Below are 24466 nucleotides of genomic sequence, written 5' to 3'. Positions count from 1 at the left end.
TGATGGAAAAAACGGTTTATTGCACCTTGGAAAAACGTTTGTGCAGCAGCTCCGGATCCCTGAGCAGAGCCGCTGCGCTGGCAATGTCCGGCGCCAGCCAACGGTCCTGGTCATAAGCCGGGACCCGCTCGCGCAACAGGCACCAGGCGATACCGGTGCCGGTGCCGAAGCGCTGCGCCTTGAGAAATTCGAAAGCCTGGGCCGCCAGCAGGTACTCGATGGCGAGGATCTGGGTGCAGTTCTCCAGTACCTGATGCAGCTTCAGGGCGGCATTGGTGCCCAGGCTCAGGTGGTCTTCCTGCAGGCCCGAGGTCACGTAGTTGTCCAGCACCGCCGGCTGTGCCAGTTGACGGTTCTGGGCACACAGCGAGGCCGCTACGTATTGCACGATCATCATTCCGGAGTTGACCCCGGGCTCGCTCACCAGGAACGCCGGCAAGCCGCTGACATGAGGGTTGATCAAGCGGTCCAGGCGACGTTCGGCAATGGCGCCGATCTCGGCCATGGCGATGGCCAGCAGGTCCGCCGCCAGCGCCACCGATTGCCCGTGGGGGTTGGCCTGGGACACCACGCGGTACTGCTGCGGGGTGCCCAGCAGCAACGGGTTGTCGGTAGCTGCATTGAGTTCGGTTTCCACCTGCCTGGCGGCGTGAGCCAGTTGATCCCGGGCTGCGCCGTGCACCTGGGGAATGGAGCGGATGCTCAAGGCGTCCTGGGTACGGATGCCGCGGCTGGCGGCGATGACTTCACTGCCGTCGAGCAAGGCCCGCAGGTTGCTGCCCACCACCTGCATGCCGGGGTGCGCCTTGAGGGCAATGATCTGGGCATCGAAGGCGTCGATCTGGCCGCGCTGAGCCTCGAAACTCATGGCACCGATCACATCGGCCCACTGCAGCAGGCGGCTGGCGTCGGCCAGGGCCAGGCAACTCAGGCCGGTCATGCACGGCGTGCCGTTGACCAGGCACAAGCCATCCTTGGCCCCCAGTTGCACCGGCTGCAGCCCCTCTTCGGCCAGGGCCTGTTCGGCGCTGACAACACGACCGCGATAGCTGACCTGACCGACGCCCAGCAAGGCGATGCCAATGTGGGCCATATGGGTCAGGTAACCCACCGAGCCCTGGGACGGTACTTGGGGGGTGATGCCGCGATTGAGCAGGGCCAGCAGCGCCTCGACCACCTGGCGGTGGATGCCGGATTTGCCATGGCTGTAGTTGATGATGGCGGCACAAAGGATCGCCCGGGTCTGCTCATCGGCCAAGGCCGGGCCCACGCCGCAGGCATGGCTGAGCAAGGTGTTGCGCGACAGCTGGCTGAGTTGCTCACCGGCCAGCACCACGTTGCACAAGGCGCCAAGCCCCGTGCTGATGCCATAGGCGCGCTCGCCACTGTCCACCACCTGGCGGACGATGGCCTGGGCATTGTCGATACGCGCCCAGGCCTGGGCCGACAGTTCAAGCTGCGCGCCATGACGGGCGACGGCGACTACATCCTGCCAACCCAGGGGGGCGTCGGCGATAACGATTTTTTCAGCCTGGGACATCGGAGACCTCTTCTTGCAAACCTTGGGTTGTCTGCCGCTTTGCCGGACCTTTGGCCGGCCAGCCGGCTCCTAGACGGTGGCGGCACGACGCTGGACGAAACGGTCGACGTACTCGTCCGCCGGCGAATGCAGGATCTCCTTCGGCGTACCCACCTGGATCAGGCGGCCGTCCTTGAGGATCGCGATGCGGTTGCCGATGCGCACGGCCTCGTCCAGATCGTGAGTGATGAAGACGATGGTCTTGTGCAGGGTCTTCTGCAGCTCCAGCAACTGGTCCTGCATCTCGGCGCGAATCAGCGGGTCCAGGGCGCTGAAGGCTTCATCCATGAGGATGATGTCGGTGTCCGCGGCCAGGGCCCGGGCCAGGCCGACCCGCTGGCGCATGCCGCCGGACAGCTGGTGCGGGTACTTCTTCTCATAGCCCTTGAGGCCCACGGTGTTGATCCAGTGCAGGGCCCGTTCGGCGCACAGTGCCTTGCTCTCGCCACGCACCTTGAGGCCATAGGCGACGTTGTCCTGCACATTGCGGTGGGGCAGCAGGCCGAAGCTCTGGAACACCATGCTGATCTTGTGCCGGCGGAATTGGCGCAGGGCCTCCATGTCGTATTGCAGGATGTCTTCGCCGTCCACCAGGATCGCGCCGCTGGTGGGGTCGATCAGACGGTTGAAGTGGCGCACCAGGGTCGACTTGCCGGAACCGGACAGGCCCATGATGACGAAGATCTCACCGGTGCCGATGCTCAGCGACAGGTCATTGACCCCCACCACGCAGCCGGTCTGGGCCAGCACCTGATCCTTGCTCTGGCCCTGGCGGATCATCGCCAAGGCATCAGAGGGGCGGTTGCCGAATATCTTGAAGACGTTCCTGACTTCGATCTTGCTCACGGCAACACTGCTCATTTGCTCACCTCATGACGTGGACGACCGTAGGCCTGGGTAATGCGGTCGATCACCACCGCCAGAATCACGATCGCCAATCCCGCTTCCAGGCCACGCCCGACGTTGAGGGTCTGGATGCCCACCAGCACGTCCTCGCCCAGGCCGCGGGCGCCGATCATCGAGGCGATCACCACCATCGACAGGGCCATCATGGTGGTCTGGTTGATCCCGGCCATGATGCTCGGCAGGGCCAGAGGCAGTTGCACACCGAACAGCTGCTGCCAGCGGTTGGCGCCAAAGGCGTTGATCGCCTCCATCACCTCGCCGTCCACCTGGCGGATCCCCAGGTCGGTGAGACGGATCAGCGGCGGCGCAGCGTAGATCACCGTGGCGAAGATCGCCGGCACCTTGCCCAGGCCGAACAGCATCAGCACCGGGATCAGGTACACGAAGCTGGGCATGGTCTGCATGATGTCCAGCAGCGGCATCAGCACCGAGCGCAAGCGGTTGCTGCGGGCCGAAAGAATCCCCAGGGGGATGCCGATCAACACCGAGATCAGCGTGGCCACCAGCATCAGGGCCAGGGTCTGCATCAGCTTGTCCCACAGGCCGACGGCGCCCACCAGGAACAGCAGGCCGACGATCACCGCCGTGGTCAGCAGCTTGCGGGTCGCATGCCAGGCGATGCCGCCGACAATCGCCAGCATCAGCCACCAGGGCGCCAGGCGCAGCAGGCCCTCCAGGTTGACGATGGCCCACAGCAGGGTGTCGGAGATATGCCGGAACACATCGCCGTAGTTGGTCACCAGGGCGTCGACCCAGCCATTGACCCAGTCGGCGATGGAAAAAGTGAAGCGGTCTGGAAACATAAGAAATTCTCGATCAAAGGAGGTTGTGGTCCGGCTTCCGGCGGTGCTTGCGAACCGCCGGAAAGGCTCGACCTACAAGGCCGCGTCGATTTTCCTGGCCGCGTCTTCGCTGACCCATGGATGCCAGACTTCAGGATGTTCCTTGAGAAAGAGTTTCGCCAGTTTCGGCGACTCGATGCGTTCGCGGGTCATCCGCGCCAGATTCTGATTGAGCAGGTCGATGGGCAGGTTGGCCTTTTCCAGCACCGCCACCAGTTCCGGGGCCTCGTCGTGGAAGGTCCTGGACAGGCCGACCTTGATGCTCACGCTCTTGTCGACGCCGGGTTTCTCCTCCAGCTTGACCAGGTCCACCTGGCCCATCAGCGGCGTCGGCGACCAGTAGTAGAAGAGGATCGGCTCGCCACGCTTGTAGCTCGACAGCACCGCCGCATCCAGGGCCGGGCCGGTGCCCGGACGGAAGTTGGTGTAGCGGCTTTCCAGGCCGTAGCTCTTGAGCATCTCGCTGTTGTCCAGCTCGCAGGTCCAGCCCGCCGGGCAGTTGTAGAAGCGGCCCTTGCCCGGTTCTTCCGGGTCCTTGAACAGGCTGGCGTACTGGCCCAGGTCGGCGATGTTTTTCAGGTTTGGCGCCTTGGCTTCGAGCTTGCGCTTGGCGTCGCCCTCGATCACATAGCGCGGCACGTACCAGCCTTCGACGGCTCCCACCACCGGCGCGCCGACGCCCACCACCTTGCCGGCCTTCTCGGCCTTGTTCCACACCTCGCTGCGGCCCACCCACTCTTCGGCGAAGACCTGGATGTCATTGCTGCCCAGGGCGTTTTCCATGGTGATGGAGTTGCCCGGCAGGCTGTCGGTCTTGCAGTCGTAGCCCTTCTCCAGGACGAACTGCAGGACGTCGGTCAGCAACATGCCGCTTTCCCAGTTCAGGCCGGCGAACTTCACCGGTTTGCCCGACTCGCACCAGCCGGCCGCCTGGGCGCCGGAAGCGGCCAGCAAGCCCATGGACAGCAACGTGGTCAGCAGGGTCTTATGCATTTTCATTGTGTGACGCTCCTAATCATAAGTTGGCTTACGGCAGTTAAGAGGCATCCAGCCCTGTCCACGTCCCGTCAAGACTCACACCGCTGCAGCGCGGCCGGTCCCACTCAGTTCTTGTTCGATCGGCGCACCCTGCTCTTGCGGCAGGATCAGGTGCTCGGGCACCGCGCCATGCCACTTCTTCGCGCACATGTAGTACAACGCCGCCGGCACCAGCAGGCCGATGATCCAGGAGATATCGGTATCGCCCAGACTCGCCACCAGGGGGCCGGTATAGAAGTGGGTGGAAATGAACGGCATCTGGATCAGCACGCCGAACACATAAATAGTGATGCCCATGACATTCCAGCGACCGTAGCGACCGTCCGGGTTGGACAGTGCCGGGATGTCATAGCGCTCCTTGGTGATGCAGTAGAAATCCACCAGGTTGATCGCGCTCCAGGGCGTGAAGAACGCCAGCAGGAACAGGATGAAAGACTTGAAGGCGCCGAGGAACGAGTGCTGGCCCAGCAGTGCGATCAGGGTCGCGGTGCCGACAATCAGCAACACCGCGATCAGCCGCTGCAAGCGCGTCACTTTCAGCTCGCCGCGAAAGCCGCTGATGATGGTGGCGATGCACATGAAGCTGCCGTAGGAGTTCAGCGTCGAGATGGTCACCTTGCCGAAAGCGATGCTGAAATAGAGCATCGCGGCAATGGCGCCGCTACCGCCCAGGCCGACGATGTAGGCCACTTCACGACCGGCGAACTGGCCCTGGGACAGGGCCGCGGCGAACACGCCGAGCACCATCGCCACCTGGGCACCGATCACCGAGCCTGCGCCAGCGGCGAAGAACGTCTTCAACGGCGACGTCTTGCTCGGCAGGTAGCGCGAATAGTCGGCCACGTAGGGGCCGAACGCGATCTGCCAGGACGCGGCCAACGACACCGCCAGGAGGAAGCTGCTCCAGCTGAAGTGCCGAATCGCCAGCAAGGCGCTGACATCGGTCTGCTCCAGCAGCCGACTGAACAGATAGAAGAAGGCGACCACGCCGATCACGCTGGCGACCCGGCCGATGTAGTGGATCACCCGATAACCGAGCACAGTGACCAGCACAATGACGCTGGCGAAGATCAGGATGCCGAGACTGTCGCTGACACCGAACATCTGGCCCAGCGCCTGGCCGGACAGCACCGTACCGGTTGCGGTGAACCCCAGGTACATCAGGCACACCAGCACCATCGGGATGGCGGCGCCATAGACGCCGAACTGCACCCGGCTGGAAATCATCTGCGGCAGGCCGAGCCTCGGCCCTTGCGCCGCATGCAGCGCCATCACTGCGCCGCCCAGCAGTTGCCCGATCAACAGACCGATCAATGACCAGAACACATCGCCGCCCAGCACCACCGCCAGAGCGCCGGTGACGATCGCCGTGATCTGCAGGTTGGCACCCAGCCACAGGGTGAACTGGCTCAGTAGACGACCGTGTCTTTCCGCTTCCGGGATGTAGTCGATCGAACGCCTTTCGATCAACGGTTTGTTGTTGGCACGATCATTCGCTAAAGCCATGGACGTCAAACCTCTATGGGCACTACTGACGATATCCACTGTAGAAGCGAGCTTGCTCGCGAGGCGGTGCATCTGATGCCGCGCGGTGCTTGCTTCGCCAGCAAGCTGGCTCCTACAGGGAGAGTGGGTGAACCGACGCTCCGGTTACTTGCCGGTGATCATCGGCAGGTTCAGGCCCTGTTCCTTGGCGCAGTCGATGGCGATCTGGTAACCGGCGTCGGCATGGCGCATGACCCCGGTGGCCGGATCGTTGTGCAGTACCCGGGCAATCCGCTCGGCCGCTTCGTCGGTGCCGTCGCAGACGATGACCATCCCCGAATGCTGGGAGAAGCCCATGCCGACACCGCCACCGTGGTGCAGGGAAACCCAGGTCGCACCGCTGGCGGTGTTCAACAGGGCGTTGAGCAGCGGCCAGTCGGACACGGCGTCGGAGCCGTCCTGCATGGATTCGGTTTCACGGTTCGGGCTGGCCACGGAGCCGGAGTCCAGGTGGTCGCGACCGATGACGATCGGCGCCGACAGCTCGCCGCTGCGGACCATCTCGTTGAACGCCAGGCCGAGCTTGGCGCGCTGGCCCAGGCCGACCCAGCAGATCCGCGCCGGCAGGCCCTGGAAGCTGATGCGCTCGCGGGCCATGTCCAGCCAGTTGTGCAGGTGGGCATCGTCAGGGATCAGTTCCTTGACCTTGGCGTCGGTCTTGTAGATGTCCTGCGGGTCGCCCGACAGCGCCGCCCAGCGGAATGGACCAACGCCACGGCAGAACAGCGGACGGATGTAGGCCGGCACGAACCCCGGGAAGTCGAAGGCATTCTCGACGCCCTCTTCCTGGGCCATCTGGCGGATGTTGTTGCCGTAGTCGAAGGTCGGGACGCCCATCTTCTGGAAGGCCAGCATGGCTTTGACGTGTTCGGCCATCGACTGCTTGGCGGCCTTGATCACGGCAGCCGGCTCGGTCTTGGCGCGGTCGCGGTACTGCTCCCAGGTCCAGCCCTTGGGCAGGTAGCCGTTGAGCGGGTCGTGGGCGCTGGTCTGGTCGGTGACCATGTCCGGACGCACGCCGCGACGCACCAGTTCCGGCAGGATTTCGGCAGCGTTACCGCACAGGGCAATGGAGATCGCGCGGCCTTCGGCGGTGTATTTCTTGATCCGTGCCAGGGCGTCGTCCAGGTCGGTGGCCTGTTCGTCGACGTAGCGGGTCTTGAGGCGGAAGTCGATGCTGGTCTGCTGGCACTCGATGTTCAGCGAGCAGGCCCCGGCCAGGGTTGCGGCCAGCGGTTGCGCGCCGCCCATGCCACCCAGGCCGGCGGTCAGGACCCAGCGGCCCTTGAGGTTGGAGTCGTAATGCTGGCGACCGGCTTCGACGAAGGTTTCATAAGTGCCCTGGACGATGCCCTGGCTACCGATGTAGATCCAGCTGCCGGCGGTCATCTGGCCGTACATGGCCAGGCCCTTGGCGTCCAGCTCGTTGAAGTGCTCCCAACTGGCCCAGTGCGGCACCAGGTTGGAGTTGGCGATCAGCACCCGTGGCGCGTTGCTGTGGGTCTTGAACACACCCACCGGCTTGCCGGACTGCACCAGCAGGGTTTCGTCGTCATTCAGCTGGGTCAGGGCGTCCACGATCTTGTCGTAGCACTCCCAGTTGCGCGCGGCGCGACCAATGCCACCATAGACCACCAGTTCCTTGGGGTTCTCGGCAACTTCCGGATCGAGGTTGTTCATCAGCATGCGCAGCGGCGCTTCGGTCAGCCAGCTCTTGGCGGTCAGCTTGTTGCCACGTGCGGCACGGATTTCGACGTTGCGGAATTTGGTGGGTTTGCTGTCAGTCACGGAAAAACTCCTCGGCGATGAGTCCAAGGTGCGAAGAGGATTCCATCGACTCTTACGCACACATATTTACTTGTACATACAAGCATATGCAATCAAGCGGCCAACTTGCATGAGACATCCCTGAAAAGCCCGTGGATAAAACCGCGGGCCTTGTGGAACAAGGCTTTCAAACAAGCGAGTTTTTTCGAGAAGAGGATTTTGCTCAGCCGCCAGGCTGTTACCCAACAGCGGTTTTGCGCTGTCCTGGGGCGTTCGGTAACAAATGGGTGCGCGGGAGACATCGCCCCGACCGGAAAAGATGCGCCGCACACACCAGTGCCGCGGACCAGCATCCGAGGGGCATCGAAGGGAAGCTATAAGGAGGGGAAACCTGTAGCCGTCGCGGTCCGTATCCCGGACTGCGACGGCCCATGGACATCAGCGGGCGGTGAGCTCGATGACGCAGCAGCGTCCGTCGGTGGCGATCTCCAGTACTCCGGCATTGCCATCCAGACGCAGGCAATCGTAACGACCCAGGGCCTGCAACGGGCTGCTGCCCGTGTCCACCCAGGCTTGCTCGGCGGCACTGAACACCAGCACGGTGTGGGCCTGGGTAAAGAAGCGCTGCTGACCATCGAGCCACTGCAAACGAGCGGCATAACGCTCAGGGCAGTAAATCAGGTTGAAGTCGCGGATCGCCCCGTCCAGCAGTGCGCAGCTCACCTGGCTGGCGCCACTGAAGGCGAAGGGGTCCAGCGGCAGCAACGGCCGCACGGCCTGACCATCCACCGTCAGTTGCATGCCCGCGCCTTGCAGCACGGTGATGATCCGCTGATAACCGGCAAAGCTGGAGAAGCCGCCGGACTCGCCAATGTCGGCAATCGACAGGCGCCAGCCAAAGCCTTCCAGGCCGGTGCCGGCGTCACGGGTGATTTCTTCGGTGCTGCCGCCGCCGTTTTTCCAGGGCATGCGCGGGTAGTCGGCGGCGCGTAACAGAGTGGACTGGATCATTTGTGAAAGCGTCCTTCCAGACGATGACGGGAGCCGGGGTGGATCAAGCGGGCAGCGGTCACCGGCTGACGTCCGGACCAGGTGCGACGGCGAATCAGCAGGCACGGCTCGCCGCGCTCGATCTGCAGCAGCCGGCACTCCTCGGGCTCGGCGAGGATCGCCTCGACCACATGCTCGCCCTCGGTCAGCGGCGCCACCTGGGACAGGTAGGCGTAAGGGGTTTGCAGGGTGAAGTCCTGCTTGAGGTACTCCGGCGCCACCAGGGCGTTGACGAAGCGATCCTCGATCTGCACCGGGATGTCGTTCTCGAAATGCACGATCAGCGAGTGGAAGACCTTCTGCCCTTCACGCATGTCCAGGGCCAGGGCACGCTCGGAGCCGGCGGCCTCTTCACCCAGGGTGATGACCTGGCAGGTGTGGCGATGACCGCGGGAAGCGATCTCGTCGGCAATGTTGTGCACTTCGAACAGGGCCGACTGGCTCTTGGGCTCGGCGACGAAAGTGCCCACGCCCTGCATGCGCACCAGCATGCCTTCGGCGGTCATCTCACGCAGCGCGCGGTTGATGGTCATGCGGCTGAAACCCAGCTGGTTGACCAGCTCGCTTTCCGAGGGAACCCGGTAATGCGGTGGCCAGTTTCCGCTCTCGATCTGCTGGGTGATCATCTGTTTGACGCGGGCATACAAGGGCGCCGGACTATCGCCCAGATGGGCAGCCAGCGGCGATTTGGCAGGCGGAGTCGGCACAGGAAATCCTTGTTGAGGAAAAAAGGTGACTAGCTTGCCGGAGTTTACCGGGCAGGCAAACGTCTGTATATGTATATACAAATAACACACGATGGGGTGCTTGAACCATGTCCGCCTTCTTCGCCGAACGCGCGCTGCTGCCTGATGGATGGGCCAACCATGTACGTCTTGAAGTCAGCCCCGATGGCCTGTTGACACAGATCCAGGCCAACGCCAGCGCCGAAGGTGCACAACGGCTCAAGGGCCCGCTGCTGCCCGGCATGCCCAACCTGCACTCCCACGCGTTCCAGCGGGCCATGGCCGGGCTGGCGGAAGTGGCCGGCAACCCCAACGACAGCTTCTGGACCTGGCGCGACCTGATGTACCGCCTGGTGGGCAAGATCAGCCCCGAACAGCTGGAGATCATCGCCCGCCAGCTGTACATCGAAATGCTCAAGGCCGGCTACACCTCGGTGGCCGAATTTCATTACGTGCACCACGACAGCGATGGCCGGCCCTACGCCGACCCTGCCGAGTTGTCCCGACGCATCAGCCAGGCGGCCGCCGCCAGCGGCATCGGCCTGACCCTGCTACCCGTGCTCTACAGCCACTCGGGCTTTGGTGGCCAAGCGCCGAATGACGGCCAGCGCCGCTTCATCAACAGCACGGAAAACTACCTCCAGCTGCAACAGCGCCTGCAACCCGTGCTGGCGCAACAGGCCAACCAGCAACTGGGCCTGTGCTTCCACTCGTTGCGCGCAGTCACGCCCCAGCAGATCAGCGAAGTGCTGGCCGCCAGCGACCGCCAGTGTCCGGTGCATATCCACATCGCCGAGCAACAGAAGGAAGTTGACGACTGCCTGGCCTGGAGCGGACGCCGTCCCCTGCAATGGCTGTACGAAAACGTCGCGGTGGACCAGCGCTGGTGCCTGGTTCACGCCACTCACGCCAACCCGGAAGAAGTCAGCCTCATGGCCAAGAGCCGGGCCATTGCCGGCCTGTGCCTGACCACCGAAGCCAACCTGGGGGACGGCATCTTCCCGGCCGTGGATTTCCTCGCGCAAGGCGGGCGCCTGGGCATCGGCTCCGACAGCCATGTTTCGCTGAGCGTGGTGGAAGAGCTGCGCTGGCTGGAATACGGCCAGCGTCTGCGGGATCAACGGCGCAACCGCCTGTACCGCGCCAACCAGCCCATGGTAGGCCGGACCTTGTACGACGCCGCGCTGGACGGCGGCGCCCAGGCCCTGGGGCAAGACATGGGCGCCCTGGCCGTGGGCAAGCGTGCCGACTGGCTGGTGCTGGATGGCAACGACCCCTACCTGGCCACGGCCGAGGGCGATGGCATTCTCAACCGCTGGCTGTTTGCCGGTGGCGACCGTCAGGTGCGGGATGTGATGGTGGGTGGCCAGTGGGTGGTGCGCGACGGACACCATGGCGCCGAAGAAGACAGCAGCCGCGCCTTCACCCAGGTCCTGCGCGACCTGCTCAACTGACCCATAGGCACAGGAGCCGGCTTGCCGGCGAAAGCGTCCATGAAAGCGCCTTCGCCGGCAAGCCGGCTCCTACAGGTCTACTTCGAGGTCTTGGCCATGGCCGAGTCCGACACCCGCCAGATCAATCGCGTGGTGTCATAACCCTGCTGACGCGCCCTGCTCAGCAACTCTTCGCGCACCGTCTCGTTGACCTCGGGCGTGCGCGACAGCAACCACAGGTAGCGCCGGTTGGGGTTGCCGACAATCGCGGTCTTGTAGTCATCGCTGACATACAGCACCCAGTAGTCGCCCTTGGTCGCTCCCGGCAGCAGCCGCGAGAACCAGTTATCGAACTCGACCCACAGCTTGTCGGTCTTGCCCGGCACCTGAGGCGTGGCGGTACCCCGGGCCTCTTCCCACTTCCACTCCGGGGTCAGGCAGCGATTGAGCACCGCCACGTTGCCCTCTGGCAACAGGGTGTAACGCGCCTCGGATTGCGCGCAGTTACGCTGGAAATACATCGGCAACCGCGCCAGCTCGTACCAGGTCCCCTGGTAACGCTTGAGATCGACATGGTTGACAGTCTTGGGCGCCAGCGAATCGTCCCGGGACGTGGCGCAGCCGGCCAAGAGCAGGCCGACCAGAAGAGTGAAAACAAAACGCATCATTATTTTTCTCCCGTGGGCCCGAGGCCCCGGTTCTTACTTCAGGCCTTGCCCGGAAAACATCAGCACCTTGTCACCGGCATACTGCACGCTGATAAAGCTGTTCTTGTCGCCCCAGGTGCAACTGGACATACCCAGCGCGCCCGAACAGTCGGTCGGCTTACCCAGGAGTTGTTCGACCTCGGCCTTGGGCATGCCCGCCGAGAGTTTGGAATAGTTTTCCTGATTGACCTTGCTGCACGCGGCCAGCAGCACGCAGAAGGACAACAGAGCGAGAGAACGCAGGGACATGGTGAACTCCTGGACGAAGGGGGGAAGGCCTGTCAGCCAACCAGAAGCTTAGAAGAGAAAACCCCCTTCTGGTTCCCCGCGCGACCGGGTATTTATTGCCCGGCGAGCGAGGCATTTTCCCGGCAAATCAAGCACCTTTTCACCCGGCCCTGCAGTTCGTCGGTTTTCCCCGCCCGCTCCTCATCTTCCTTGATGGCCAGTCGACATAACTGCAGCGCAAAACCTTCCACTGTGGCAAATTGACGCCCCCTCGTTGACCAGCCCATCGCGGTAGTTCACTTAATGACCAGAAACATGAAGTTCAGCCACAAGATCCTGCTCGCCGCCGCCCTGGTGGTGGCCGTCGCGTTCGCCTGTTTTATTCTGTTCAACGACTACCGACAGCGCGAAGCCCTGCGCAATAGCACCGAGTCAACCATGCAGGACCTGGGCAGCCTGACCACCAGCAATATCCAGACCTGGCTGGAAAGCCGCATCCAGCTCCTGCAGTCTCTGGCCCAGCAGATTGCCGTGGACGGCAGCGGCGCCGAGAGCCTGAAACGCAGCGTCGGCCTGCCCGCCTACACCGGCAACTTCCAGCTCAGCTACTTCGGCGGCCAGGACGGCGTGATGTTTTCGGTGCCGGCCGGCAATCGCGCCGCCGACTACGACCCCCGCGCCCGCGGCTGGTACAAGGCGGCCACCGGCGCGCAACGGACCATCGTCACCGAACCCTACATCGCCGCTTCGTCCGGCAAGCTGGTGATCACCGTGGCCACCCCGGTGCAGCATCAGAACCAGATGATCGGCGTTGCCGGCGCCGACATCGATCTGTCGAGCATCAGCGCCATCATCAACTCGCTGAACTTCGGCGGTCATGGCCAGGCCTTCATCGTCAGCGCCGATGGCAAGATCCTGATCCACCCCGACAGCAAGCTGGTGCTCAAGAGTCTCGCCGAGGCCTACCCCGCGGGCGCCCCGAGCATCAGCCCCGGGCTGAAAGAAGTGCAGCTCAATGGCAAGACCCAGTTGATCTCCTTCACCCATGTCAACGGCGTGCCTTCGGCCGACTGGTACGTGGCCCTGGTCCTGGACAAGGACACCGCCTTCGCCGTGCTCAGTGAATTTCGCACCTCGGCGATCATCGCCATGCTGATTGCGGTGGTGATCATCATCAGTCTGCTGGGCATGCTGATCCGCATGCTGATGCAGCCGCTGCACGTGATGGGCCGGGCCATGCACGACATCGCCGAAGGCGAAGGCGACCTGACCAAGCGCCTGGTGATCCATGGCCACGATGAATTCGGCACCCTGGGGCTGTCGTTCAACCGTTTCGTCGAACGCATCCACAGCTCGATCCGCGAAGTGTCCTCGGCCACCGGCCAGGTCAACGAAGTGGCCCTGCGCGTAGTCGCCGCCTCCAACTCGTCGATGTTCAACTCCGACCAACAGGCTTCGCGCACCAGCAGCGTAGCCGCGGCCATCAACCAGTTGGGCGCGGCCGCCCAGGAAATCGCCCAGAACGCCGCCCTCGCCTCGCAGCACTCCAGCGAGGCCCGCAGCCTGGCGCAAGACGGCCAGCAAGTGGTGGATCAGACCATCGCCGCCATGCATCAGCTGTCGGCGAAGATCAGCAGCTCCTGCGACAACATCGAGACGCTCAACAGCAATACGGTGAACATCGGGCAGATCCTTGAGGTGATCACCAGCATCTCTCAGCAGACCAATCTGCTGGCCCTCAACGCCGCCATTGAAGCGGCCCGCGCCGGTGAGGCCGGGCGCGGCTTCGCGGTGGTGGCGGACGAGGTGCGCAACCTCGCCCACCGTACCCAGGATTCGGCGCAGCAAGTGCAGAAAATGATCGAGGAGCTGCAAGTGGGCGCCCGTGAAGCGGTGGGCACCATGACCGAAAGCCAGCGCGAGAGCGAAAGCAGCGTCGGCATCGCCAACCAGGCCGGCGAACGCCTGGGCAGCGTGACCCAACGCATCGGCGAGATCGATGGCATGAACCAGTCGGTGGCCACCGCCACCGAGGAACAGACCGCGGTGGTGGAGTCGATCAATGTCGACATCACCGAAATCAACACCCTGAATCAGGAAGGGGTGGAAAACCTGCAAGCCACCCTGCGTGCCTGCGCCGACCTGGAACAACAGGCCAAGCGCCTGCAGCATCTGGTGGGCAGCTTCCGTATCTGAGGAGCAGCTTCGCCGGCAGCCGGCTCCTACCACTCTTGCGTAGGAGCCGGCTTGCCGGCGAAAGCGCGCTTAAAAACGCGAACCAGGCTCGCGCAGGAAGGCCAGTTCCTCGGCAGTGGATTCACGGCCGAGGATGGCGTTGCGATGGGGGAAGCGCCCGAAGCGGGCAATGACCTTCTGGTGCCGCTCGGCGTAGTCCAGGTGATCGGCGAATACCGGACGATCATCCTCGGGCTGTTCGTCATGCAGAGCAGCAAAGCGCGAAACCCCTTCGTTCTGCACCGCCAGGTGCTCGCAATGCTCGAACACCAGGTAGATGAAGCAGCGCTGCATGGCCGGCAGGCGCCGGTCAAAATCCGCGGCGATGCCTTGCGCCACCAGTGCCTGGGCACGGGCGTCGCCAGAGAATGCCTTGGGGGTGTCGCGGTAGATCATGCGCGGTAACTGATCGAGCAGCAGCACCAGGGCCAGCCAACCTTGGGGACTTTGCGTCCACTCGGTCAATCCGCCGGCCAGTGCCTGCTCCACCAGACCCGCAAAGCGCTGGCGCGCTTCGAGGTCCTGGCTGTCGCGCTTGCCGAACCACAGCCGGCCCTTGGCAGCGACAATCTCCGCCGGCTTTTCGGCTGAGCCGAACCACCAATCAAGCAGAGGCTGCCAGGGCGCGGCCATGTCTTACTCCTTGTGGTAGCCCGTCACGCGAGCCACTTCTTCTTTCGAGCCGAGGAATACCGCAACACGCTGGTGCAGGCCTTCAGGCTGAATGTCGAGGATGCGCTGGTGACCGTCGGTGGAAGAACCGCCGGCCTGCTCGATGAGGAAGGACATCGGATTGGCTTCGTACATCAGGCGCAGTTTGCCCGGCTTCTCCGGCTCGCGGCTGTCGCGTGGGTACATGAACAGGCCGCCACGGGTCAGGATACGGTGCACGTCGGCAACCATCGCCGCGACCCAGCGCATGTTGTAGTTCTTTTTCAGCGGACCGGTATCGCCGGCCAGCAGCTCGTCCACGTAGCGCTTGACCGGGGCTTCCCAGTGACGCTCGTTGGACATGTTGATGGCGAATTCCTGGGTGGATTCCGGAATCTTGATGTCTTCGTGGGTCAGCACGAAGCTGCCCATCTCACGATCCAGGGTGAAGCCCTTGACGCCGTGGCCCAGGGTCAGGATCAGCATGGTCTGTGGACCGTAGATGGCGTAACCGGCAGCGACCTGCTGGGTGCCCGGCTGCAGAAAGGCCTTTTCGTTCAAGGCTTCGTTCTGGCTCAGGTACTCGTTCGGGCAGCGCAGCACGGAGAAGATGGTGCCGACCGGGGCGTTGATGTCGATGTTCGACGAACCGTCCAGCGGGTCGAATACCAGCAGGTAGGCGCCTTTGGGGTATTTGCCGGGAATCTGGTAGGCATTGTCCATTTCCTCGGACGCCATGCCGGCCAGGTGACCGCCCCATTCGTTGGCTTCCAGGAGAATCTCGTTGGAGATCACATCGAGCTTCTTCTGCACTTCGCCCTGCACGTTTTCCGTGCCCATGCTGCCCAGGACACCACCCAGGGCGCCTTTGGACACGGCGTGGCTGATCTCCTTGCAAGCACGCGCCACCACTTCGATCAGGAAGCGCAGATCGGCAGGAGTGTTGTTGCTGCGGGTCTGCTCAATCAAATAGCGACTCAGGGTAACGCGGGACATGGACGGCTCCGGAGGAATGGGGGAGGTTGAAAACCCGCGCAGTTTAACGCGAGTCGGGGCGCATTTCCTCCTCTCAGACAGGGAACTGCCAGATAGAGTTCAGGCAGCGGTTTTCAGCGTAGACGGATTTGTCGCGAGGGCACTTGCCCCCGCCACAGTGATCAGGATTTGGCCGCCGGTTTGCGCAGCAGGCTCACCGCCATCCCGGCCAGGGCCAGCACCCCCAGCAGCAGCACGGCCCACAGGCCGATCTTCTTCCAGTCCGGCCCCACGGCCGCGGCGCCGGTGGGTGCCGTGGCCGCGACTGGCGTCAACGGCGCCGCGCCCTCGACCTTGGCCTGGCCCAGTTCCTTGAGGCGCTGCGGGCTGTAATCGGGAATCAGCGTGGTCAGCGGCAGGTTGGCCGCCACCGCGCTCGGGTTGCCCAGCGCCAGCGTGTAAGGCCCGGCGCCCCGGGCCAGGAACACCAGTTGCGTGCCGCGCACGGCAAACGCCAGGGTCGGCGCCTCGGCCCCCAGGCCGCCGCCACGCTCGTCCACCGTCAGTTTCAACTGTTGCACGGTCTGCCCTGGCAGTTGCAGTTCGTTCTGCTGCACGTCCTGGCCATTCTGAGTCAGGCGGTACAGCAGGCCGTTATTCAGGGTCTGCCAGGGCAGGCTGCTGTCACGGCGGCCATACAGGGTCGCCGGTGCCAGCGTGTTGGCCTCCTTGAGGTCGATGCGCACCCGCTCGACATTCAGCCCCATGGGCAGTTGCCAGGTGTATTCGCCGGCCTTGGCGGCGGTGCCGCGCAGGGGCTGGGACCACACCAGCGGCGACGGCAGGCTGGTAGTGCTGCTGCTCTGCAGTTGCGCCGAGGTCAGCACCGGCGCCGATTGCGGGGTGTTCCACAGCAGGCGCAGGTAGCGCGCCGACTGCCCGGGCAAGGCCACTTCATGCTGCTCGATCCGCTCGTCGGCAAATGACAGGCGCGCCACCTGGCCGTCCCCCCAGGATTGCCAGTGCTGCAGGTCGTCGCTGGCCTCGATGCTGAAACGCTGGAAACCGTCGCGCTCGCTGGTCCAGTCCAGCAGCAGTTGCTGCAGCGGGGCCTTGATGCCACTGGCATCGAGCAGCCAGCCGCGCAGCACTTCCTCGCCCGCCTCCAACTGCGTGGCCGGCTGCACCTCCACCAGGGTGCCGTTGGCGCTGGATTGCACCCGCACGCTGGGGGTGCTGTCGCCGGCTTGCGCCGAGCTGTACAGCGGGAACCACTTCACCTCGGTGAGGCTCTGCTGCTCGCGGGTCTGTGCCTGTTGACGGGCCAGGGCATAGGCCTGGGGCTCGCCGGCGGCATTGAACACGCGGACATCCCGCAGATCGGTCTGGCTGGCATGCAGCTGCACCTCCAGCGGCAGCTCCAGGCGATACCAGGGCCCCTCGCCACTCAGGGTCAAGGGGGCCTGGGACTTGAAGTCCCCCGGCTTGTCCTGGGCCACGGCGGACAGCGCCACACACAGGCTCACAGCGCCCCACCAGCCCAGGCTCAGCTTCGAACTCACGATGACACTCCTTCATCCAACGGTTTTCCGGGCACGGATTCGGCCTCGGCGCGCTTGGGCGGCAACGGCGCGAAATAGCCCACCACCAACAGCAGTCCCCCCACCCCGATGAACGAGACGATCCGCGCCAGCCCACCACGGTTGCTCAACTCCACCAGGAACAGCTTGGCCACCACCACGGCGATCAGCACCGCGCCGATCAGCCAGACTTCGCGCCGATGGCGCAGATGCCCACCGATCATCAGGCCCAGGGCAATCAGGGTCCAGACGATGGACAGCCCGGCCTGGACCATCATCGACTCAAGCAAGGCATCCGGCTGGAACGGCACGCCGCTCCAGTGATGGGCCGCACGCATCACCAGCACGGTGAAGAAGGCGAACAGGGAAATCCCCGCCAGCAATTGCGTGCCACGCTCGGCGTAATCGGCGCGGATCGCCAGTTCCTGCACCGCGCTGCGCGACCAGACATAGACGCCGAACAGGGCAAACAGCAGCCCCAGTTCCAGAGGGTTGAGCAGCGGCAGGTACGGCAGCGGTTCGGCGCGGCCATCGCTGAAGGTATTGGCCAGCCAGAACCAGCCCAGCATCAGCAGCGCCAGGGGCAGCGCGGCATACAGGCGATATTCACGGGAATGCGCACTGACCGGCCACGGCCAGGGGCGCGGCGCGGCCATCGCCACCAGGTACAGGCTCGGCAGGATCGCCCAACCCAGCCAGCGCCAGGCGTTGTACTGCTCGGACAACAGCAGCAAGCCATAGCGCAGCTCCAGCGCCAGCACGCCGATCAGCAACCAGCAGCCCAGCACATGGGCCGTGCTCAAGACTCGCGACGGCAGCCAGGCCTCCAGGCGCCGCAAACTGAAGAAGTGCACGACGAACAACAGGCTCCAGGCCAGCCAGCCCAGATCCGCCGCCGGGTGATAGCGCGACGTCCAGGACGCCAGCAGCACCAGAGCCCCCGCCGGTATCAGCAGGCTGCACACCAGCCCCAGGGACTTCCATTGCAGGCGCCGGGCCAACAGTGCACAGAGCAGCACGCTGAGGGCCGTGATCAGCAGCAACAGGCTCGCCTGCCAATGCGCCGGGGCGAAACGCAGCACTTCCTTGAACCAGGTAAATGCCCACCAGCAAGCGCCCCAGGCCAGCAGCAGATCGGACAGATGTCCCAGGCTCAAGGCGTCGAAGGCCGAGCCGTGATTGCCCCGCTGCAAGCGCCAGGCTCCCAGCAGCGCCGCCAGGGCCAGGACCATCGGCGTCCAGAAATCGCCATTGGCCAACGGACGCACGCCCTCGACCACGCCCCCCAAGAGCCCGTCTGCGCCGGCCAGCAGGAACGTGCTGCCGCCAATCACCTGCAACAGCAGGCCAAAGGCAAAACTGGCCCGCTGCTGCAGATACAGGCTGAGCCAGATGATCAACAGGCCACTGGCGGCCCAGACGCCGCTGGCGGTACGCCAGGGCAGCACGAACAGCACCGCCAGGTTGATCATCATCAACCCGGCCAGCAGCACCACCGACAAGCCCCGCAGCAGGCGCGGGTCATGGCGCACCATGTCGTTGCGCGCGGCCAGAAGCATGCCACCGATCAGGGTCAGGCCAATCAGCGAGGCGCTCATCAGGCCGCTCCAGCCGGCGCTCAACACCGCGCCGGCATCGCCGCCCGCGCCTTGCAGGCGCATCAAAAACAGCCCACCGCCCAACAGTTGCACGGCAAAGGCCGTGAACAGGAAGGTCCGCGATTGCAGGCGCAGGCCGACAAACAAGGTCGCCAGCCCAGCCAGGGCCCAACTGATGGCCGTGCCCTGGGTGAACAAGAACAGCGGCGCCAGCAGGTACAGGAAGCCCAGCCCGGCCACTACCAGGATCGGCGCAATGCCCTGCTCCCAGCTCGCCGAGCAGGCCTTGTCGGCCCGGCGCAACTGGTCGAAGCTGAACAGCAGCGCAGCACCGAGCAATAGCGCGCCCAACGGCGCACCGTCCAGCAGGCTGGAATCGCCGGGGCGCAGCTCACTGAGGAAGGCCAGGGCCGAGCCCAGCTGCAGCAGCAAGGCGAAGATCCGGGCCAGGGGACGCTGCTGACGCAGGCCGAGCCAGAAGACCCCCGCGCCCTCCACCGCCCAGGCCGCGGACGTCCAGCGCGCATCCAGGCCCAGGGGAATGGCCAGGGTGGCGAAAATCACCCCCAGCGCCAGGCAGGTTTCACCCAGCAACAGAGCGCGGCCGCCCATCAGCAGCCGTGCCAGGACCATGTAGATCAGACCCAGGGCCAGGGCACTGAAGGAGGCGGCGAACTCCAGGTGCTGGACCAGCGCCAGTTGCAGGCCGAAGCCCACCAGCGGCGGGCCGAACAACAGGCTGCCGTCGACGTAATCGCCCTTGCGCGCCGACCAGTGCAGCAACGCCTGGCGGCTGTCGTCCGCTGGCGCATCGCGCGTCTCCAGCAGCTTGCGCCGGGTGAACAGCAGGCCGATGGCCAGGTACATGACAAAGAACAGGATCAGGAAGGGTTCGGTGCTCCATAGCAGCTCCGGCGTGTAGGAGCGCAGGCCCCAGGCAAAGCCGATGCCGAAGGTGCCGACAAAACCGATCAGGTTGAGCAGGCGCCAGGCCTTGAACCAGGCGATGGCCAGAATGCCGGCATTGAGCAGCGCGAAGTAGCTGAACAGCGCCACATGGCTGCCGGCACCGGTGGAGGTCAGGATCGGCGCGGCGAAACCGCCGAGGGCCGCAGCGGCCGCCAGCCCCAGGGCATCCTGGGTGATGGCCAGAATCGCCGAGAACAGCGTGACCGCCACCAGCAGGCCCAGGGCCGCGGAAGGGTCGAGCAACGGGTGCAGGCGCATGGCGGCGAACACCGTCAGGTAAAGCACGGCGATGCCCGTGCCCTGCAGCATCAGGGCGTAGTTGCTGTTGCGCCGCCGCAGCCACCAGCCCAGCCCCAGCAGGCCCAGGGAGCTGGCCGCGACGCCGGCATAACGCAGTTCGATGGGCACCACCATGCCTTCGGTGGCGTAGCGCAGCAGGAAGGCCAGGCCGAGGAACAACAGCACCACGCCGACCCGCAGCACGGTGTTGCCGCCGAACAGCCAGTTGCGCGCCCCGCTGATGGCGCGCTCGATCAGGTTCGGCTCCCGCGGCTGCGCCACGGCAGGCTCAGCGGCCGGCGCCTGGGGCTGCCAGACCGACTCCGGCAGCGGCTGGCTGGCGTCGAGCGCCGCGCCGGAACGCGGCGCAGCGGGCAACTCCCAGACCAGCTCGGCAGCCGCCGGTGCCGGTTCCACGGGCCGGACTTCGTCAAGGATGAATTCAGGCAGGTCCTGCAGCTCGGGCGCGGCGCTCAAGCCGCTGCTTGCCTCGGCAGGCGGAGTGCTGTGCTGGGGTTCGGCAAGCGCCTGGGCAGCACCGCCGGGGGTTTCCAGCTGGGCCAGGCGCTGACCCAAGGTGGCGAGGGTGCTTTTCGCCTGCTCCAGCTCACGGTGCTGGTCGAGTACCTGTCGCTGCAGGGCACCGAAACGAATGGCCAGGCCAAGCACCAGGCCCAGTAGCGCGCCAATCAGGGCATCGCTGATGGACTGGTCGACGATCCAGCCCAGCAAGGCACCCAGCAGCATGAACATCCATTGCATGTGTCGATATCCCTAAGCGGTCCACTGACGAACGGGTACGGCGGTGTCGAGACTCGGCGGGCAAGCGGGCCCCACCACCCAGTGCGGGAGCCGGCCTGCCGACGCAGATATCTCCCCGATTGGAAGCCGAGCGCGGCCCAAAAGACACCATCCGGGAGATAAAATCGCCGCTCAGTATATCGATCCGGCCCAACAAACGTTGGGCCTTGTGCACAGTTCGAACATTTTCCAGGGCCCCTCAGTCCAGGGCCTTCCAGATCTCCGTGGCGTATTCGCGGATGGTCCGGTCCGAAGAGAACCAGCCCATGCGCGCAGTGTTGAGCACCGCCGAACGCCACCATTGCGCGGAGTCGTGCCAGCACGCTTCGACCCGGGCCTGGGCGTCCCAGTAGGCGTCGAAATCGGCGCAGACCAGGAACCGGTCATAGTCGATCAGCGAATCGATCAGCCCGGTGTAGCGCGACGGATCGTCCGGGGAGAACACCCCGCCGCGAATCGCCTGCAGTACATCGTTGAGCCGATGCGAGGCGGCGATGTCCGGCACCGCGCTGAATTCGCCATTGCGCTTGCGCGCCTCCACCTGCTGGGCACTGAGGCCGAAGATGAACATGTGCTCGGCACCGACCTGCTCGCACATCTCGACGTTGGCGCCGTCCAGGGTGCCGATGGTCAGGGCGCCGTTGAGGCCGAATTTCATGTTGCTGGTGCCCGAAGCCTCGAAGCCGGCGGTGGAAATCTGCTCCGACAGGTCGGCGGCGGGAATGATGCTTTCCGCCAGGCTGACGTTGTAGTTGGGCAGGAACACCACCTTGAGCAAACCGCGCACGGTCGGATCGCTGTTCACCGTGCGGGCGATGTCGTTGGTCAGCTTGATGATCAGTTTGGCCTGGTGATAGCTGGCCGCCGCCTTGCCGGCGAAGATCTTCACCCGAGGCACCCAGTCGGTTTCCGGCTCGGCGCGGATCGCCTGATACAGCGCCACGGTGTGCAGCAGGTTGAGCAACTGGCGCTTGTACTCGTGGATGCGCTTGACCTGCACATCGAACAGCGCCGCCGGGTTGATCGCGATCCCCAGGCGCTCGTGGATGAGCGCGGCCAGGGCGCGCTTGCTGTGCAGGCGCTGCTCGGCGAACTGCTTGCGAAACGCCGGCTTCTCGGCAAAGGGTTCCAGCCCCAGCAGCAACTGCTCGGGGTTGTCCAGCAGCCCGGGGCCCAGGGCGTCCACCAGCATGTCGGTGAGGGGCGGGTTGGCCTGGTACAGCCAGCGGCGAAAGGTGATGCCGTTGGTCTTGTTGTTGATCCGCTCGGGGTAGAGCTTGTGCAGCTCGGAAAACACCGTGCTGCGCATCAGCTGGGTGTGCAGGCCGGACACGCCATTGACGCTGTGGGAGCCGAGGAACGCCAGGTTGCCCATGCGCACCCGGCGGCCATTGTCCTCCTCGATCAGCGACACCGCCCGCAGCACGTCGAAATCGTGCAGGCCCTTGGCCCGCAAGGCATCGATGTGCTGGGCGTTGATCAGGTAGATGATCTGCATGTGCCGCGGCAGCATGCGCTCCATCAGCCCCACCGGCCAGGTTTCCAGGGCCTCGGGCAGCAGGGTGTGGTTGGTGTAGGCCAGGGTGTCCACGGTGATCTGCCACGCCGCGTCCCAGGCGATGCCGTGCAGGTCCACCAATTGGCGCATCAGCTCGGCCACGGCGATCGACGGGTGGGTGTCATTGAGCTGGATCGCCGCGTGCTCGCCGAGGCTGAGCACCGAGTCGTGCATGTTCTTGTGGCGCCGCAGCAGGTCCTGCAGCGACGCCGAGACAAAGAAGTACTCCTGGCGCAGGCGCAGTTCCTGGCCGGCCTCGGTGCTGTCAGCCGGGTACAGCACCCGGGAGATGCTTTCGGCCCGGGCCACTTCCGCCACCGCGCCCAAGTGGTCACCGGCGTTGAAACGCTCCAGGTGCAGGTCTTCCATGGCCCGGGCCCGCCACAGGCGCAGGGTGTTGACGCTGGCCCCGCGCCAACCCACCACCGGGGTGTCGTAGGCCACCGCACGCACCGTCTCCGCCGGCCACCAGACCTGGCGCGTGTTGCCCGTCTCGTCGGTCACGCTGTCGACGCTGCCGCCAAAGCCGATGGAGTAGATCACCTCGGGGCGCTCGAACTCCCAGGGGTTGCCGAAATCCAGCCAGTGCTCGGTCTGCTCCTGCTGCCAGCCGTCGACGATCGCCTGGCGGAACAGGCCGTGCTCGTAACGAATGCCGTAGCCGTGACCGGCCAGGCCCAGGGTCGACATGCTTTCCATGAAGCACGCCGCCAGGCGCCCCAGGCCACCATTGCCCAGGGCCGCATCGGGCTCCAGCAGGCGGATGCGCTCCAGGTCCACCCCCAGATCGGTCAGGGCCTCGCGGGCCACGTCCAGCAGGCCGAGATTGCTCAGGCTGTCGAACAGCAGCCGGCCGATCAGGAACTCCAGGGACAGGTAGTACACCCGCTTCTGGCCCTTGCGGTACATCTGTCGCGTGTGATCCATCCAGTGGTCGACCATGTGGTCCCGCGCGGCCAGGGCAATGGCCTCGAACCAGTCGTGGTCGAAGGCGTGGTCCGGATCTTTGCCGACCGCGTAGGTGAGTTTGGTCAAGACGGCTTCGCGAAAAGCGGCCACCTCAGCGTCACGAGCTAGGGGTTCCTGAGTCATCGATACGACCTCTGACGAGATACACAGTGAGCATGGAATGGTCTGAGCCTAGTCGGTCTGACACGAGGCGAAGGCTCTGGTTCGGCGCTGCTGCAAATGGCTCGGCTCAAGGGGGGAGTCTTCGGCGCCTGCGGGAAAAAAGATGCAGATGCCGTGCCGCCAGGCATAAATCCGACGACCATTAAGAAAAATCCGACCCAAAGTCGTTCAAAAATCCACCAGTCCCGGTATGATCGCGCGCCCTGGAACATGCCGGAAAAACCACCTTGATGAAGTCCAACCTGATCGCCGCCGCGGAAATCGATCGTCTCGATACCTGGGCCAAATACTCCGCGCCCATGTGCGGTTCCTGCATGTCCAGCTGCTGCACCCTGCCGGTGGAAGTGAAGATCAAGGACCTGATCCGCATCGGCATCGTCGATGAATTCGAGCGCGGCGAGCCGGCGAAGAACATCGCCAAGCGCCTGCAGAAAGAAGGCATCGTCGAGCGCTACAACCAGAAATCGGAAATCTTCACGCTGCAGCGCATGAGCAACAACGATTGCCTGTATCTGGATCGTAAAAGCCGCCTGTGCACCATTTATGACAAGCGCCCGGACACCTGCCGCAACCATCCGAAGATTGGCCCGCGTCCGGGCTATTGCGCCTACAAGCCCAAGCCCCTGGAGCGTCCGACCAACACCAGCAGTCGGACCCTGGAACGCTTCTGAGCCACCGCGCCTCACCGCTACTACCGCTGCTGTAGCCGCTGCCGAGCTTGCGAGGCTGCGACCGGCTGCGCAGCGGCCGTAAATCCAGGTGGCGCGTAATGCCTGAACGGCTGCGATGGCCGTCTTGCGGCTGCTTTGCAGCCGGTCGCAGCCTCGCGCTGCTCGGCAGCGGCTACATGAACAGGTTTTCTCCAGGCG

The 24466-nt window shown here is 64.5% G+C and carries 18 protein-coding genes and 1 pseudogene; 4 read left to right on the top strand and 15 right to left on the bottom strand.

What is annotated here, in order from left to right; translation table 11 throughout:
- Window positions 1-16: 16 nt before the first annotated feature.
- The 8 genes from PST29_RS02015 to hutC all read right to left on the bottom strand — a co-directional run bounded on the left by PST29_RS02015 (window position 17) and on the right by hutC (window position 9434).
- Entirely contained in the window at window positions 17-1540 is a 1524-nt protein-coding gene (locus PST29_RS02015; RefSeq protein WP_060842238.1) for an HAL/PAL/TAL family ammonia-lyase, read from the bottom strand.
- Window positions 1541-1609: 69 nt separating this feature from the next.
- A complete protein-coding gene (locus tag PST29_RS02010) occupies window positions 1610-2440 on the bottom strand; it encodes a quaternary amine ABC transporter ATP-binding protein (RefSeq protein WP_060842237.1) in 831 nt (276 codons plus the stop codon).
- Window positions 2437-3288, bottom strand: coding sequence for an ABC transporter permease (locus PST29_RS02005; RefSeq protein ID WP_016968647.1), 852 nt, complete (start codon window positions 3286-3288; stop codon window positions 2437-2439). The genes PST29_RS02010 and PST29_RS02005 overlap by 4 nt, the downstream gene beginning before the upstream one ends.
- A 72-nt stretch (window positions 3289-3360) precedes the next feature.
- Complete coding sequence (locus tag PST29_RS02000) at window positions 3361-4326, bottom strand: ABC transporter substrate-binding protein (RefSeq protein WP_060837127.1); 966 nt, start codon at window positions 4324-4326, stop codon at window positions 3361-3363.
- A gap of 75 nt (window positions 4327-4401) precedes the next feature.
- Window positions 4402-5871, bottom strand: coding sequence for a purine-cytosine permease family protein (locus PST29_RS01995; protein WP_060842236.1), 1470 nt, complete (start codon window positions 5869-5871; stop codon window positions 4402-4404).
- A gap of 144 nt (window positions 5872-6015) precedes the next feature.
- Complete coding sequence (gene hutU, locus PST29_RS01990; protein WP_047301154.1) at window positions 6016-7698, bottom strand: urocanate hydratase; 1683 nt, start codon at window positions 7696-7698, stop codon at window positions 6016-6018.
- Between the two features lie 417 nt (window positions 7699-8115).
- On the bottom strand, window positions 8116-8688 hold the full coding sequence (locus PST29_RS01985; protein WP_060842235.1) for a HutD/Ves family protein: 573 nt from the start codon (window positions 8686-8688) through the stop codon (window positions 8116-8118).
- Entirely contained in the window at window positions 8685-9434 is a 750-nt protein-coding gene (hutC, locus tag PST29_RS01980) for a histidine utilization repressor (protein ID WP_016968643.1), read from the bottom strand. Before hutC ends, PST29_RS01985 begins: the two co-directional genes overlap by 4 nt.
- Before the next feature lie 107 nt (window positions 9435-9541).
- Between hutC and PST29_RS01975 the strand changes: the two genes are divergently transcribed.
- Window positions 9542-10906, top strand: a complete 1365-nt coding sequence (locus tag PST29_RS01975) for a formimidoylglutamate deiminase (protein ID WP_060842234.1) — start codon at window positions 9542-9544, stop codon at window positions 10904-10906.
- 77 nt (window positions 10907-10983) lie between these two features.
- Here PST29_RS01975 and PST29_RS01970 read toward each other — a convergent pair whose 3' ends face one another.
- Together PST29_RS01970 and PST29_RS01965 are read right to left on the bottom strand one after the other, a co-directional pair.
- Window positions 10984-11553, bottom strand: a complete 570-nt coding sequence (locus tag PST29_RS01970; RefSeq protein ID WP_060837123.1) for a lipocalin family protein — start codon at window positions 11551-11553, stop codon at window positions 10984-10986.
- Between the two features lie 33 nt (window positions 11554-11586).
- Complete coding sequence (locus tag PST29_RS01965; protein WP_011058771.1) at window positions 11587-11841, bottom strand: hypothetical protein; 255 nt, start codon at window positions 11839-11841, stop codon at window positions 11587-11589.
- A gap of 282 nt (window positions 11842-12123) precedes the next feature.
- Here PST29_RS01965 and PST29_RS32615 point away from each other — a divergent pair.
- A pseudogene (locus tag PST29_RS32615) lies at window positions 12124-13158 on the top strand (HAMP domain-containing protein); the annotation flags it as partial.
- A gap of 93 nt (window positions 13159-13251) precedes the next feature.
- Window positions 13252-14016: a methyl-accepting chemotaxis protein gene (locus tag PST29_RS32610; RefSeq protein WP_371826192.1), complete on the top strand. Its 765-nt coding sequence runs from the start codon at window positions 13252-13254 to the stop codon at window positions 14014-14016.
- Between the two features lie 69 nt (window positions 14017-14085).
- On the opposite strand, the gene PST29_RS01955 is transcribed toward PST29_RS32610, so the two are convergent.
- The 5 genes from PST29_RS01955 to PST29_RS01935 form a co-directional block, all read right to left on the bottom strand.
- Complete coding sequence (locus PST29_RS01955; protein WP_060842232.1) at window positions 14086-14688, bottom strand: DUF924 family protein; 603 nt, start codon at window positions 14686-14688, stop codon at window positions 14086-14088.
- 3 nt (window positions 14689-14691) lie between these two features.
- Complete coding sequence (locus PST29_RS01950) at window positions 14692-15702, bottom strand: class 1 fructose-bisphosphatase (protein WP_060837119.1); 1011 nt, start codon at window positions 15700-15702, stop codon at window positions 14692-14694.
- 161 nt (window positions 15703-15863) lie between these two features.
- Complete coding sequence (locus PST29_RS01945; protein WP_060842231.1) at window positions 15864-17243, bottom strand: DUF3999 domain-containing protein; 1380 nt, start codon at window positions 17241-17243, stop codon at window positions 15864-15866.
- Window positions 17240-20869, bottom strand: coding sequence for a DUF2339 domain-containing protein (locus PST29_RS01940; RefSeq protein ID WP_060842230.1), 3630 nt, complete (start codon window positions 20867-20869; stop codon window positions 17240-17242). Before PST29_RS01940 ends, PST29_RS01945 begins: the two co-directional genes overlap by 4 nt.
- Before the next feature lie 238 nt (window positions 20870-21107).
- Window positions 21108-23558 (bottom strand): glycogen/starch/alpha-glucan phosphorylase, encoded by a 2451-nt coding sequence (locus PST29_RS01935; protein ID WP_060837116.1) that lies wholly within the window; start codon window positions 23556-23558, stop codon window positions 21108-21110.
- Window positions 23559-23824: 266 nt separating this feature from the next.
- Between PST29_RS01935 and PST29_RS01930 the strand changes: the two genes are divergently transcribed.
- Window positions 23825-24268, top strand: coding sequence for a YkgJ family cysteine cluster protein (locus PST29_RS01930; RefSeq protein ID WP_173655882.1), 444 nt, complete (start codon window positions 23825-23827; stop codon window positions 24266-24268).
- The last annotated feature ends 198 nt before the right edge of the window (window positions 24269-24466 follow it).

It is taken from the genome of Pseudomonas sp. St29 (assembly GCF_001547915.1).
In the GTDB taxonomy this organism is placed as follows: Bacteria; Pseudomonadota; Gammaproteobacteria; order Pseudomonadales; family Pseudomonadaceae; genus Aquipseudomonas.
This window is presented reverse-complemented; position numbering and strand designations above follow the sequence as displayed.